8 protein-coding genes are annotated in these 13,945 nt (G+C 43.4%); 2 read left to right on the plus strand and 6 right to left on the minus strand.

Going from position 1 to position 13,945, the window contains the following annotated elements:
- Positions 1-23 precede the first annotated feature (23 nt).
- Positions 24-1,847, minus strand: coding sequence for a BNR repeat-containing protein (locus C5749_RS04585; protein WP_105725221.1), 1,824 nt, complete (start codon positions 1,845-1,847; stop codon positions 24-26).
- Positions 1,848-2,073: 226 nt separating this feature from the next.
- Between C5749_RS04585 and C5749_RS04590 the strand changes: the two genes are divergently transcribed.
- Positions 2,074-3,135, plus strand: a complete 1,062-nt coding sequence (locus tag C5749_RS04590) for a glycoside hydrolase family 43 protein (RefSeq protein WP_219847900.1) — start codon at positions 2,074-2,076, stop codon at positions 3,133-3,135.
- A 60-nt stretch (positions 3,136-3,195) separates the two neighbouring features.
- On the opposite strand, the gene C5749_RS04595 is transcribed toward C5749_RS04590, so the two are convergent.
- The 5 genes from C5749_RS04595 to msrA all read right to left on the minus strand — a co-directional run bounded on the left by C5749_RS04595 (position 3,196) and on the right by msrA (position 12,562).
- The gene (locus tag C5749_RS04595) at positions 3,196-5,157 is read right to left on the minus strand and encodes an alpha-L-arabinofuranosidase C-terminal domain-containing protein (RefSeq protein WP_105723416.1); all 1,962 of its coding nucleotides are present in this window, start codon (positions 5,155-5,157) and stop codon (positions 3,196-3,198) included.
- Positions 5,158-5,178: 21 nt separating this feature from the next.
- Positions 5,179-6,723 carry an alpha-N-arabinofuranosidase gene (locus tag C5749_RS04600; RefSeq protein ID WP_105723418.1) on the minus strand — a complete coding sequence of 515 codons (1,545 nt, stop codon included), beginning with the start codon at positions 6,721-6,723 and terminating at the stop codon, positions 5,179-5,181.
- 203 nt (positions 6,724-6,926) lie between these two features.
- Entirely contained in the window at positions 6,927-8,636 is a 1,710-nt protein-coding gene (locus tag C5749_RS04605) for a RagB/SusD family nutrient uptake outer membrane protein (RefSeq protein WP_105723420.1), read from the minus strand.
- 10 nt (positions 8,637-8,646) lie between these two features.
- Complete coding sequence (locus C5749_RS04610) at positions 8,647-11,670, minus strand: SusC/RagA family TonB-linked outer membrane protein (protein ID WP_105723422.1); 3,024 nt, start codon at positions 11,668-11,670, stop codon at positions 8,647-8,649.
- A gap of 379 nt (positions 11,671-12,049) precedes the next feature.
- The gene (msrA, locus tag C5749_RS04615) at positions 12,050-12,562 is read right to left on the minus strand and encodes a peptide-methionine (S)-S-oxide reductase MsrA (protein WP_105723424.1); all 513 of its coding nucleotides are present in this window, start codon (positions 12,560-12,562) and stop codon (positions 12,050-12,052) included.
- Positions 12,563-12,708: 146 nt separating this feature from the next.
- On the opposite strand from msrA, the gene C5749_RS04620 reads away from it, so the two are divergent.
- A complete protein-coding gene (locus C5749_RS04620) occupies positions 12,709-13,944 on the plus strand; it encodes a C40 family peptidase (RefSeq protein ID WP_105723426.1) in 1,236 nt (411 codons plus the stop codon).
- Position 13,945: the final 1 nt, after the last annotated feature.

Genomic DNA, 13,945 nt, shown 5'->3' on the forward strand with positions numbered 1-13,945 from the left:
TTTGTCTGAATATATGTATTAGATTAATGGAGGAGGGTTATCTCCTGATTATTTAGTACACGATTATACACGTGAATACCTTGAACCCAACTATTGGGCGATGCCCATTTAACTGCAGATTGATTGATTTTCCCAATCATTATACATTGATCCAACAGACCATTGATATAGGTATACAAGATTCCTTTTTCATACGTTAAGGTCAACTTGAAACGCTGTAGTTTTTCAGGAACATACCATTTGCCGCTTGTACCGCGGTTATATTGTCTCCAACTATCTGCTGAGCCAAGTACATTCGTGCTGGGGTATATTGTTCCTTTAAACTCAATTTGTGGTTTCAAGCTATTGCTATCTAACCGATAAGACAAATCTCCAATCTGGAACAACGTACCTTCATAGTTTGTCGTATCGGTCACTACATCCAGTGAAATGGTAAATCTTTTGCCAAGTTTGCCGTGAAAACCATTCTCCTTGCTGACGGCTCCTTGAGCAAGATCAACAGCCGTGTTCATACCTTCAAAGTCGCTGTGAATCGCCGTTGGATACCCTGGGCGCGACTTGCTTACAATCCAATCATAGTAATCCCCATGCATCCAAGTCAGGCGCAGCGGTGTCCCCAAACTTCCCTCGATCATATAAGGTCGTATATTATTCTTCGGTGAGTTGGAGGTAATCGCTTCCGTCGATAGGATATCACCAGCATCATCAAGGGTATATTTTATCAACTCATATACAGAACCATGCGTACCGTCCACCGGAACGGAACAATATACCTCATTTACCTTATTCGGATTAATTGCCATTCCACCGCTATAGCACATTTCTAAGTTTTCCGTCTGGTGAAAATGTCCACCGCCGTTTGCTAGAAACGTCTTTTCCCACGCTGCTCCTGTCCACCTCCCGTAATAATAATCATGCGACTTCTTATCTTCACTGATCCGCACAAAGGCAATGACCGGAGAGCCATCTTTATCAATAGCCACCTGCCAAACCCAATCACGCTGTTGTGGATTATCCACCACGGTAGCCGGAAACGCTTGTATATATGCGTCCGTTTTGTTGACACGAAAAGCCTCTTCTTCAATTTTCGCGAGTTCAGTATCTCGCACGTCGTACAATGTCAGATTATTTATATCCACATAATTGAAGTACAAGAAGTTTGGATTTTCGTTATCCGGATGCCCCGTCGTATACGCGATATAAATTTTGTCTTTACCATTGGATACATATTTAGCATAAGGTCGGGAACCTGTAGATTGTACAATCTGATGTGGCTCACCTACAAAGGCTACGTTGTCTTCTGCATCCGGTAAGGACAAACGAGCGATCGTAGGATGCCAGTTCAGCCCTCGCCAACAGAGATAAAAATGTTCCGGATCGTCTGCCAAGATAAAGGGTGACGGATATGTTGTATTGTGATTTGTTTCCAGCCTTTTTTCTTCCCCGAGTGTCGTGATATCACCTGGCTTTTGTGAAATCCGGTAGTAAAAACAGCGTTCATCGGTGTGGCGGGAATAAAACACCATCACCCGATCATCGGGCAACACTAAAAACGTAGGGTTATTATGATCGTCAGGCTGAAACCAAGAGCGTACCAGTACCTCCACCTGTTCATTTTTTACGAAGTCGTACTGCATCGCCTTGATATTACCGCGCACATCGATATAACCGATATATGTTTTTTGGATTTTCTTTTTGGGGTTTTCATGATGGATAGCTCTCGGATCGGCAAACCAACACCATGCTCCTTCTGGAGATACTTCATATCCTTGTCCGAAAACTGGAGCAACAGCATTTAAAAGATCTCCTAAAAGAAGTAATATTATGTAAAATATTTTGTTGATCATATTATCCATATCATCTGATTAAGTCTATAAATTTGGATACTGCTGCACAAAAATGTACAAATATGCCCGTTTTTGTGTCTGTAAATCGCTCAAATAGGTTTAAAATACATTCATTCAAGCCAACCGTAATGCTAAATAAAAATAAATGTTATTTTTACATTTTTCAAGTAAATTTCGTTTATTTAGAAAATTTTATTGTTACACCCTAGATGTAAACCTTTATATTATGAACATAAATTCAATAAAAAGACAGACCTATCTTAGCCCCCTCTTGTTTTTATGCTGTGTGGTTATCGGCGTCACACAAAGTAAAGCACAACAAGCTCCGACAGAAGAAGACATGAACGTTTACCTAATGGTTTTTCATCGCGACGATACCCATAGTTTACATATGGCGTTAAGTCGGGACGGCTATACCTTTACTGCACTGAACGGCAGCAAACCCGTTATCAAAGGCGATACAATTGCCGAACAAAAAGGTATCCGGGATCCACATATTTACCGCGGCCCAGATGGCGCCTTTTATCTAGCCATGACCGACCTTCACATCTATGCTAAGCAAGCTGGGTATCGCGATACCGAATGGGAACGCGAAGGTTATGGCTGGGGAAACAACCGCGGGCTGGTACTTCTAAAATCTAAGGATCTGATCCATTGGAAACGAGCAAACCTACGGTTAGATAGCCAGGCTCCCTTCTTTCAGGATATCGGATGTGCATGGGCTCCCCAGACCACCTTCGATGAAGAAGCCGGAAAACTGATGGTTTATTTTACCATGCGACACCGCACCGATGCTGCGAAATTATATTACGTTTATATCAACGATGATTTCGACCGTTTGGAATCGACTCCGCATATCCTATTTGAATATCCCGACGAAAAAATCACCGCATTGGATGCCGATATTACCAAAGTAGGCGACAAATACAGGATGTTCTACGTTTCGCATGACGGGGTCGCGGGTATTAAGCAAGCCATATCAGACCGTGCAAACGGAGGTTATACATTCGACCCACGCTGGTACGATCCGGAACCACAAGCCTGTGAAGCACCTAATGTATGGAAACGTATTGGCGAAGAAAAATGGGTACTGATGTATGATTGTTATGGGCAATCGATTCATAATTTTGGTTTCAGTGAAACAACAGATTTCGTAAACTTCAAGAACCTCGGACAGTTCAATCAAGGCGTGATGAAAACTACGAATTTTACCTCACCCAAGCATGGCGCAGTTATTCATCTCACCAAAGCTGAGGCCGATAAATTAGTAGAAAAATGGGGTCTATAGGCCCAAAAAAACAGGCTGCACCTTATGGATACAACCTGTTCACATGATATAATGCTACTATTATTTCACCGGCACTTTAATCACGGTGAATGAATAGGGAAGAAATGTATCTTTAATTGTTTTGCCTTTATACGTTACCTGCGTTGTTTGCGGTTGTATTTTCAGTGGTTCTTCCAAGCTATTGGCCACGTCAAGACTTTCGTTTGCTAATGTAATCTTTGTTGCGTCCCCGTTTATCTTTCTCTTCGTATCCAGTTGGAAGTTCGCGTCTATCGGTTGGTCGTTATAATTCACTAATTTTATGATCAGGTCCTTCGTATTGGCATCGTAAACAGCAGACGCGTATAAGCTGTCTTGGCCTGTCACATTTTGACCGTCTCTCTTCACGGGTAGAATGTCAGTTCCCTTATGCAACGAATATAATTTTTGTACATGGTAACTTGGTGTACCATATACATTCAGATTATCGACCCAGATGAGATCAGGTGACCATTGCCAGCCATCTACATGACCAAACAAAGGCGCATAGGAGGCCATGGTTACCACATCTCCGTTTCGTTCTAGTCCTGTTAAGAAAGCCGCCTCCGATAAAGCCGCCTCCCAAGTACTTCTTCCTGGTCCGTTCGGACGTGTCGTATGCGACGCGTACTCTCCTGCAAAAATCTTGGGTCCATTCCGATCGTAATCATCATAACGGTCGGCGCTTGAGAGAAACCACGCCGGTGGGCGATAATAGTGTTCATCTACAATATCGATGTTCATTGCGCGGAGTTTTCCGTCCAGAAACTCAAATCGCTCACCTTCAGGGTCAGTCCCCGAACTGGCTATGATTTCAATCTCGGGATGCTTTTCCTGCAGTATTTTTTGGAATACGGCGAGTCTTTCAATGTACTGCGGCCCCCAGTTTTCGTTACCAACACCCAACATTTTTAAATAGAAAGGTTCAGGATGTCCCATTTCGGCACGTAGCTTGCCCCAGGGTGTGCTCGTGTCACCGTTAGCAAATTCTATCAGATCTAATGCATCTTGAACGTATTCGTCCAATTCGTCCAGCGGAACCACCTCCCCCGTGTTAAATTGGCATGCCATCCCACAATTTAGAATCGGTACAGCTTCGGCACCGATATCTTCTGCCAATAAGAAATATTCATAAAACCCAAGTCCAAATGTTTGAAAATAATCCGGGGTTAGCCGGTGGTTAAATTCCGTATTCCAGCGGTTGATGATAAGTTCTCTTTCTTCGATCGGACCTACGGTTTTTTTCCACTGGAATCGATTTGCCAAGTCCCTTCCTTCGACAATACACCCTCCCGGGAAACGGAGAAAATCAGGGTTCATGTCCGCCAATAGCTGCACCATATCTTTTCTTAACCCTTTAGACCTACCTTTCCAGGTGTCTTTCGGGAAAAGCGACAACATATCAGCTTCTACATCACCTGCTCCCTCAAACCAAACGTTCAATTTTCCTTTTGGCGAGGTTTCCAACGAAGTGAACGTCACGGATCCGGTTTGCCAACTGGCTCCTTGGGACAGTAGTAATGCCGCGGTACCAATAACCTTGTCATCTTCGTTCAGCAACTCCACCTTCACCTGCATGTCTGGAGATGCCTGTCGATAAAGCAACGAAAATTCATAATCATTTCCTTGTTTTACCCCCATTCCTCTAAATCCTTCGTTTTGCAAACCTATCTTGATGTCGGCAGCTTTATGTATTTTCAACGAACGGGGATTCCCCTTGCGCCGACCATCATTGACAATTAAGAAAGTACCTTCCGGTACATTTCCCAGACGTTTCCACCCCATCATTGGATGGTCAAACTCAAAAGAGCGATTTTTCACCAATTCGGCATATATTCCGCCATCGGCGCCCATATTAATATCTTCAAAAAATATTCCCCACATATGTGGCGATATTTTCCCAGAAGCCTTATCTAGTTGCACCTGCAGATCAATTGCATTTTGGGCAAAAAGAAAAGTGCCGCAGATGGCAAAAACAGTTGTCAATGACAATATCCTTTTCATGTATATATGAGTTTAAATTTATTAAATAAGTTCCAACACAATAACCGAATGCGCAGGAATAGCTATCTCGATATGGTTTCCTTGTAATTTAGCTTCTTTATATTCTTTAGGGACTACCGTATTCGGTTGCTCGAATGTATTATGCTCTCTTAAATTGCTTGTTGTCAGAATTCGTCCAGTTACATTCTTAGCCTGTATCGCTCCCAAATCCAATGAGACCTTCTTTTGCTGGCTCGGATCGATATTGACGACGGAGATATGCACCTTTCCTTGTTTGTCTTTCGATGCAGAAGCTGATATGGCCGGGATCGCGTCCTCACCGTATTGATAGTTGTCGCTTTCCAATGCTATAGGAATCAGTAGGGCATCTTGATGCACCTTATACATTTCCATCACATGATAAGTTGGTGTCAGGATCATATCCTTACCTTTCGTTAGGATGACTGCTTGCAAAACATTGATCGTCTGGGCAAGATTTGCCATCCTTACGCGTTTGGCGTGGTTATGAAAAATATTTAACGTCATTCCTGCAATCATGGCATCCCGCATGGTATTTTGCTGGTATAGAAAACCTGGATTGGTTCCCGGCTCGACTTCGTACCAACCGCCCCACTCGTCAACCACCAAGTCTACCCTACCTTGTGGATCGTATTTATCCATAATGGCGGTATGTTTTTCGATAAGCTCATTCATAAACCAAGCGGACTTCATCGTTTTAAAATACTCCTCATCAGAAAATTTTGTTGACGGACCCTTTTTGTTCCAGTTAATGACCGCATAATGATGCAATGCGACACCTTTCATAAGATGGTTTGGTATATTCTTCATAAGCGTTTCCGTCCAGTGGTAATCGGCACTATTCGCTCCGGAAGCAATACGGTATAATCCACCACTGTTGTCCCAATCGGCCATAAAGGTTGCATATTTCCGATAGATATCACTGTAATACTCGGCAGTCATGTTTCCACCACACCCCCACGCTTCGTTTCCTACCCCCCAAAATTTAACGTTCCAGGGCTCTTCTCTTCCGTTTTCTCGTCGGAGATCCGACATCGGACTTTTTCCCGCAAAATTGACATACTGCACCCAGTCGGCTAATTCCTGTACTTCGCCACTTCCGACATTGCCCGCTAGATATGGCTCTGTTTCTAATAGCTCGCACATGTTCAAAAAGTCATGTGTGCCAAAAGAATTGTCTTCCGTCACGCCTCCCCACCAGTTATTAACAATGGAAGGCCGAGCTCCTTTAGGTCCTATCCCGTCCTTCCAGTGATAAGTATCGGCAAAGCAACCTCCCGGCCATCTTAAATTTGGTATCTGTAATTTTTTCAGGGCATCGACCACATCGTTGCGAACACCCGCCGTATGCGAAATAGAGTCGTTGGCCTCTCCTACATAAAAACCATCGTAAATACATCGGCCCAAATGTTCCGCAAAATGGCCATAAATATGTTTGTTAATAGTGACTTCGTTTGACGGGTCAGCTAATTTGATATGGTTCTGCGCATTAGAAAACATGCAGACAGATAACAAGGCGATGCTTAGTTTTATCTTTACGTTTATCATACTCGTAGTTTTACATTTTTGGTTTATAATACTTCTTTATTAAAACTTTTCTCCTGGTCGTAATTCACATGAGGATTTAATTCTAAAATTAATGTCAAAATAACATTTATTTTTATAAAAAAAAATTTTTTGCGCGATAAAGCAGAAAAATTGAAAAAGCTGGAAGAATCCGTCTGTTCTTCCAGCTTGTGTATCGTCATACTTTATTTGCTATAACCGGGATTTTGCTTTAATGGTTCCCCTTCTTTATTGTTCAACTGGATTTCGCTCAAAGGGATAGGAAGTAAAGCGTGATAATCTTGAAAACCCGACGTAATCTTATTAGCTGGACCATCATCGCCATTTAACGCGATACGTTCTTTTAGTTTACCTGTACGCGCCAATGTCATTCTCCGGTTTTCTTCCGAAATCAGTTCTCTGGCGCGTTCATCAAGAATGAAGTCAATGGACATATCCGAAGCGTCTACCTTACCTAAGTTCGCGTTACCATCCGTTTCGCGCGCCATCTTAAAGGCGCGATCTCGTAAAACATTGATATCATCAGCGGCGCCACCTGCATTTCCTCGGCGTAGACGTGCTTCCGCACGTAAAAGGTAAGTTTCACCTAAACGCATCACTGGCCAATCTTTTACCAACGCATATCCAAAGTCATCGACGGGATCGTAACCTCCCCATTTCGTCGGGAACGGGTACCATACTTCTAAGCTGTCTGTCCGAAAAGGAATGACTTTATCCCCGGTTTTTATTGTCATATTTTTTACACCTGCGTCTTTTGCTACACGATAACCATCCGCATCGACACCAATTGTCGCTTCATAGTTGGGACGATTGTAGTTTGTGGTTCGGCGAATATTATAGTTGCTGTTTCGAATATCGCCCTCTAGTCCACTCCATACGGTGTACTTCATGAAATTGCTCAGCCGCAGACGCCCGTTTCCGCGACCACCCAGCGAATCTGCGTTGACCATTCCCTCCCATTTATGATAGGCGGGCTGCCAAACCCGTCGGTGCTGGGGATTATCGATCGTACCGCCATTTACTTCGCGGTTAAGCTCCAATTCAAATGTCCAGATGGCTTCGGTATTTCCCTCGGAACGACGCATATTACCCTGTCGAAACATATCCCGATAGTAGTCGCCACCTTCCGCTAAATATTTACCATAGCGCGCTTCGATCAATTTATACTTTCCACCTTCAATGATATCTGTTGCCATCTTTTCTGCTTTCTCAAAATAGGAAGCATCGCGTACACCTATGCGCAAGTACGCTTCTGCAGCCAGTTGCCTGGCCATATCCTTGTTAATCCGACTTGGATTCGCTGCTTCTCCTACATTGGGCAGGTTGGCCACGGCATATTCCAAGTCGTCCACTATCACGCGATCAACTTCTGCTACAGGCGTTCTGGAATAGTTAAAAGTCGGAACGTTGATAGATTCCGTTAATAAAGGAACATCACCCCATAAGGAGACAAGCGTGTTATACGCATAAGCCCTAAAAAAGCGCGCTTCTGCTGCAGCGGCCGGATTTTCGTCTCCAACAGAGCTAATGATGGTATTCGCGTTATTGATAAACTCATAAGATCGCTCCCATAAATAAGATACCCCAGCGTTCTCCGAATTGAGGTCGGCATATTGATAGAACGGATTTTCGACTCCTTCGGTCGATCCGGCGCTGGTAATGTCCATACCGATTTGCCAACAGGAAACAAACCCCTGTCGACCACTCCATCCCCATAATTGGGCATAAATATAGTGTAATCCTACTAATTGGTTTTCTACGGTAGAAGGATCACCGGTTCCAGCTTCATATTGTGAATAAGGCTTTTCGTCCAGAAAACTGTCGCTACACGACGCCACCCCTAGAGAAAACAGCGCTAGCACTGTGCCTAATTTTGTATGTTTATATATCTTCATGACTTTATTTTTAAAATGTAAGGTTTACGCCAAAAACATAATTTCGAACCATCGGATAATTGGTATTATCTCCTACATTATCCTGTGTATGTCCTCTCGGGATATCTCTCGATTCCGGATCCCACCCCAACCAACTTGTCCATGTATAGAGGTTTCGACCACTGGCATAAAGTGTAACGCCCGATACACCTATTCTGCTTGCTGTATTGGAAGGTAGGTTGTAGCTCAATGTGACGTCTTTCAATCGGGTGAAGCTGGCACTTTTTGGAAAGCCATAACCATACACGTTGGAACGGTTGCTCAAAGAACGCCATTCGTTACTTTTATTGTCAGGTGTCCAGTAACCTAAATCTGCCGGAGCACTCCGCCTTCCGAGTTCATCCGCTGCGCCCCCTATCTGTACATTGTTACGCATTGCGCCCTGCACAGTTTGGATGAAAATATTCAATGAAAAGTCTCTATATGTAAATGTATTGGTAAGACCTCCGGTCCATTTCGGAGCAGTCTGTCCTAATATCCTACGGTCATCGTCATTGATTATCCCATCACCCGAGAGGTCTGCCAACTTCACTGCCCCCGCTTCTGCCTGCTCGTCCCATCCTCTATGTAGACCGGCAGCTATCTCCTCTTCTTGCCAAATACCCGCTTGTGTATAATCGTATATCACACCAACCGGGTGTCCTATAAACCATCTATTTCCCAAATCGTCTCGCCCGTCACCGTATATATCTATAATTCTGTTCTTGTTATGCGAAAATACCACGGCAGTAGACCAGCTGAAATCGTCCTTTACGATATTTCTCGAGTTCAGTGTGACATCAATACCCGTATTCTCGACTTTACCCAAGTTGGACCATACGTCAGCAAAGCCAGTTAAGCGTGGCAAGCGCTGTAATATCAACATGTCCTGTGTATTTGTCTTATAAAACTCAATTGTACCGCTTAAACGATTCCCCCATAGCCCAAAATCAACCCCCGTATTGAACCCCGCCGTTTTTTCCCAACGTAAATCGTCGTTCCCCATCCGGTGGCGGTAGCGCAACGCGGCGCTAGATAATCCACCCATACCCAAGGGATTGGAATCCATTAACGAGCGCGTTTGGTATGGCGTAATAGCCTCATTTCCGGAAACACCATAGGAAACACGTAATTTTAAGTTGTCAATTATATCTTTTGTATTGGCCATGAAACTTTCGTTATGAATATTCCATGCCGCCGCCGCAGATGGAAACACTCCATATTTATTATTCGGACCAAAAACAGATGCACCATCTCGACGGACAGTAAAGGTCAACATATACCGGCTGTCATATCCATAGTTCAAACGTGCCATTTGGGATACTGAACGATATAAATCCGCACTAGATGTCACTTTCTGCGTGGATGCGGTGCCTAGATTTCCCCACTCCAAGACATCGTTCGGAAAAACTTCACCAATCGCTTCTGATTGTTGCCAGTATTTACTTCTGGCAGCATATAAGCCGGTAAAATCAAAACGGTGTAAGCCGAAAGATTTCTCGTACGTTAAGATATTCTCTACGGTATACGTCTGCGATTCTGCATTATGTATTCTTCCCCAACCGTTAGCGTTATACACCGATAAACCTTGATATTCGTTTGTACGTTTCGGCACATAAGAATATCCGCCGTTAAACCGATATTTCAAACCAGACAAAGGTTCCCAAATATTACCAAAATTCATTTCGGCATAACCGTTTAACGACATATTAAACTCTCGCCGTTCTGGATCAGTAGTGGTATGTAGCAATGGGTTTTCCCATAATTGCTCCGAATACATTGGCCACCGTGTCAATGTACCATCATCTTCATACATACGCGCATACGGACTCATCGCCAAGGCTTGTGTTAGGTTTGCCCGTCCGCCGTCTCTATTATGCGCAGCTATAAAAGCTGAAGTACCGACGGTCAGATATGTAGTCGGATTAAAATCAGTATTGGTACGAAAGGAGTAACGTTTATAATCGAATCCCTTCACAATCCCTTTTTGGCCGAAGTAGTCTACCGATACATAATATTTAGCATTTTCACTTCCGCCAGATAAACCGACGTTATGGTTTTGGATTGTTCCCGTTTGCATCACAGCATCTAGCCAGTCTGTTGTTACACCATTCTGATAGTTATCCCATTCGTATTCGTTGCGTACCGGGCCGCCATTAAATAAGCTCGTGTTCGTGATCCGCGCGTATTCTGCATATCTTGCCAATAGCTCTTCTGGCGATACGGGATCCAACATGTGTGATGGCTCCTCAACCCCGGCATACCCGCTATAACGAATTTGGGGAGTTCCAGAAGCTCCTCTTTTCGTTGTGATTAATATAACCCCATTAGAGCCATTTACACCATAGATAGCTACCGCCGAAGGATCTTTTAAAATTTCAACCGATTCAATGTCGTTTGGATTAATATCATTAATGGATCCATCTGTTCTCGACAAGGGTATTCCATCGACTACGATATATGGCGAAGCGTTAGCGCTCATGGAATTAAGCCCTCTCACCTGCGTAGACGGATTATCACCAGGTATCGACGAGGCCTGCGTAATATTGACATTGGAAACAGCTCCTTGGATTGCCTGCATCACATTGGTCACCGGCAATTTAGACAATCTTTCTTTAGGCACAGAAGCAACGGACCCCGTAATGTCAGACCGTCTTTGTGAACCGTAACCCACGACCACTAGTTCTTCCAAAACATTATCTGACGGTTGCAGATTGACGTCCAAGTTTGTCGACTGTCCTATAGTAAACGTATGTGGTTCATAACCAACGAACGTAAATACCAGCACCTGTCCCCTGCTCGCGGAGATCGAGAACGCGCCGGATGCGTCTGTTTGCGTGCTGTTCGAGGTTCCTCTAACGGCAACCGTAACACCAGCAAGTTCGCTACTTGTTACCGCGTCCCTCACAACACCTTTTCGTGCTGTTTCTTGTGCGATACCGGATGCCAGGCATAGCATGGCACATAAAAGCATAGAAAATGCCTTGTAGTAATTTTTCGTAATTTGTTTCAACATAGCTTTAAATGTTTAAAATGGTTAACCTACTCTATCCTCTCATAAGCGTTTCTGCTATCATCACATTACAAAACAAAACATCCGTGTCTACTAAAACATCTGTATTTATTCAGCTGCCGCAAGATGCATAGGTTATGAGTCGGCTTTTATCATATTTATGTTACAAACATAGTATTGTACTGGGTTCACGAGGTTGGATTATCGTTCAAAAGTGTCTAAAATGGATGCAGAAGATAAATTTATCGAGCGAAAGGCTTGCAAATAGCTATTGCAGCAACAGCAATAAAAAAACCTCGCTTGTGCGAGGTTTCATAGTTCTGTAAATAAACAGACGAAGCTGTTCTTAAGCACCGGTGTGGAGAACACTTGTGCTATAGCTTTACATATATTCTTTCAAAAACTTCTGTAATTTAGGAGCAATAACCGCGGCACAATAGGGGTTTTCCGGATTCTGGTTAAAATAATCGCGATGGTAGTTCTCCGCTTCCCAAAATGTTTGTGCGGGTTCCACTGCCGTTACTATAGGATCTGAAAAAATCGCCTGTTTCTCCAGTTCCGTAATAAAACGTTCGGCAGCTTCTTTCTGTAGCCCATCGTGATAAAAGACAACAGAACGGTACTGCGTTCCGATATCATTTCCTTGCCTATTTAATGTCGTGGGGTCATGTGTTTTAAAAAAAACCTTCAATAACTTCTCAAAATCAACTTTGCTTTCGTCAAAATCTAGTTGTACTACTTCGACATGACCCGAGTCCCCATTACACACTTCTTTATATGTGGGATTCGCTGATTTTCCTCCCATATAACCAGGCAATACGCTGCGGACACCTTCTATGTTTTGGAATATCGCTTCGGTACACCAAAAACATCCTCCTCCAAATGTTGCTTCCATAATAATACAAACCTAAATAAAATGTCCTTCATTCGCGAACTGACACCGATGTTATTTTCGACAGCGATCCTTTGAACAGTATTTAGTACGGAAGTACCCTTACTTTCACGCTGTTTTGCATTATATTGCATATCTTCGTGTCTATCATGACAAAAAACGTATACTTACTTCATAAAGTTACCTATCTGATATGTAGTTTTCTATATACTATATCTGCATCTGCACAAGTAGACTCAACGATATACTTTCAAGTTAAGGACTTCATCGAGATTACAAAAAAAGAATATGCACCGGATAAGCGGACAAAACTGCTGGAAATTGCCGAGGCAGATGCTATACAGAACACCTACAAGATTCAAACCAGCGAAAGCGACATCAAAGAATTACTCGAAGCTCAATTTGCTGTTCTATCTGGGGATTTTGAGGTCAACCTCTTTCCCGAAAAATCGTTGGGCGACCATATTAATGGTATCGTGAATATATCCGTTGCCAACCTCCGCACAAATCCTTCCCATGCAGCAGAGATGGCTTCCCAGCTGCTGTTAGGCACACAGGTCGATATTTTACAAGAGAAGAGCGACCATTATCGCATACGGACTCCCGATGGGTATATTGCATGGGTGCCCTCCTCCGCTATCATCCCGATGAATAAAACGGAATTGACCGCCTGGAATAACACAACCAAATTACTGTATACTAACGAGTTCGGAAAATCCTATTCCCATCCGAAAACGCCTAGTCCACGTGTCTCCGATTTGGTATATGGCAATATTTTCATTCTCCTAGGGGAAGACCAGCATTTTTTTAAAGTAGCTTATCCTGATCAACGGATTGCCTATATTCCGAAACAGGAAGCGGCTTTGTTTATCGATTGGCTATCAACGCGTCAAGCCACAGCCGATAACATCCTGACAAGCGCAAAATCCATGTTGGGTTTGCCATATCTTTGGGGTGGGACCTCGGTAAAAGGGGTGGATTGCAGCGGCTTTACCAAAACCTCTTTCTTTATGAACGGTTATGTTGTTCCGAGGGACGCGTCACAACAGATAAAAGCTGGGGAACCTATTGAAATTCTGGATAATGCTCAAAATTTTTCCCCAAAAATTGCATTGCAAAATCTACGTCCCGCTGATTTATTGTTTTTTGCATCCAATAAGGGAAAGCGTCCAAATGCTAGTATAACACACGTGGCTTTGTACATTGGGAATGGCGCATTTATTCACGCGGCTGGTAGTATGGTAAGAATCAATAACCTATTGCAAGGCACAACGGATTATGACGAAGAACGTGTTCACACCATTGTCGCCGCACGTCGCTACATAGGTATCGACGATATCGCTATTCAGAAAATTGCAGAAAACCCTTATTACAATATTAAATAAC

It is taken from the genome of Sphingobacterium gobiense, assembly GCF_002980575.1.
Taxonomy (GTDB): Bacteria; Bacteroidota; Bacteroidia; order Sphingobacteriales; family Sphingobacteriaceae; genus Sphingobacterium; species Sphingobacterium gobiense.

Bases quoted from the DNA above. Each gene is read 5' to 3' on its own strand.
- C5749_RS04595 (WP_105723416.1), bottom strand. From the start codon at position 5,157: ATGAAAAGGATATTGTCATTGACAACTGTTTTTGCCATCTGCGGCACT.
- C5749_RS04605 (WP_105723420.1), bottom strand. From the start codon at position 8,636: ATGAAGATATATAAACATACAAAATTAGGCACAGTGCTAGCGCTGTTT.
- msrA (WP_105723424.1), bottom strand. From the start codon at position 12,562: ATGGAAGCAACATTTGGAGGAGGATGTTTTTGGTGTACCGAAGCGATA.
- C5749_RS04620 (WP_105723426.1), top strand. From the start codon at position 12,709: ATGACAAAAAACGTATACTTACTTCATAAAGTTACCTATCTGATATGT.
- C5749_RS04585 (WP_105725221.1), bottom strand. From the start codon at position 1,847: ATGATCAACAAAATATTTTACATAATATTACTTCTTTTAGGAGATCTT.
- C5749_RS04600 (WP_105723418.1), bottom strand. From the start codon at position 6,723: ATGATAAACGTAAAGATAAAACTAAGCATCGCCTTGTTATCTGTCTGC.
- C5749_RS04610 (WP_105723422.1), bottom strand. From the start codon at position 11,670: ATGTTGAAACAAATTACGAAAAATTACTACAAGGCATTTTCTATGCTT.
- C5749_RS04590 (WP_219847900.1), top strand. From the start codon at position 2,074: ATGAACATAAATTCAATAAAAAGACAGACCTATCTTAGCCCCCTCTTG.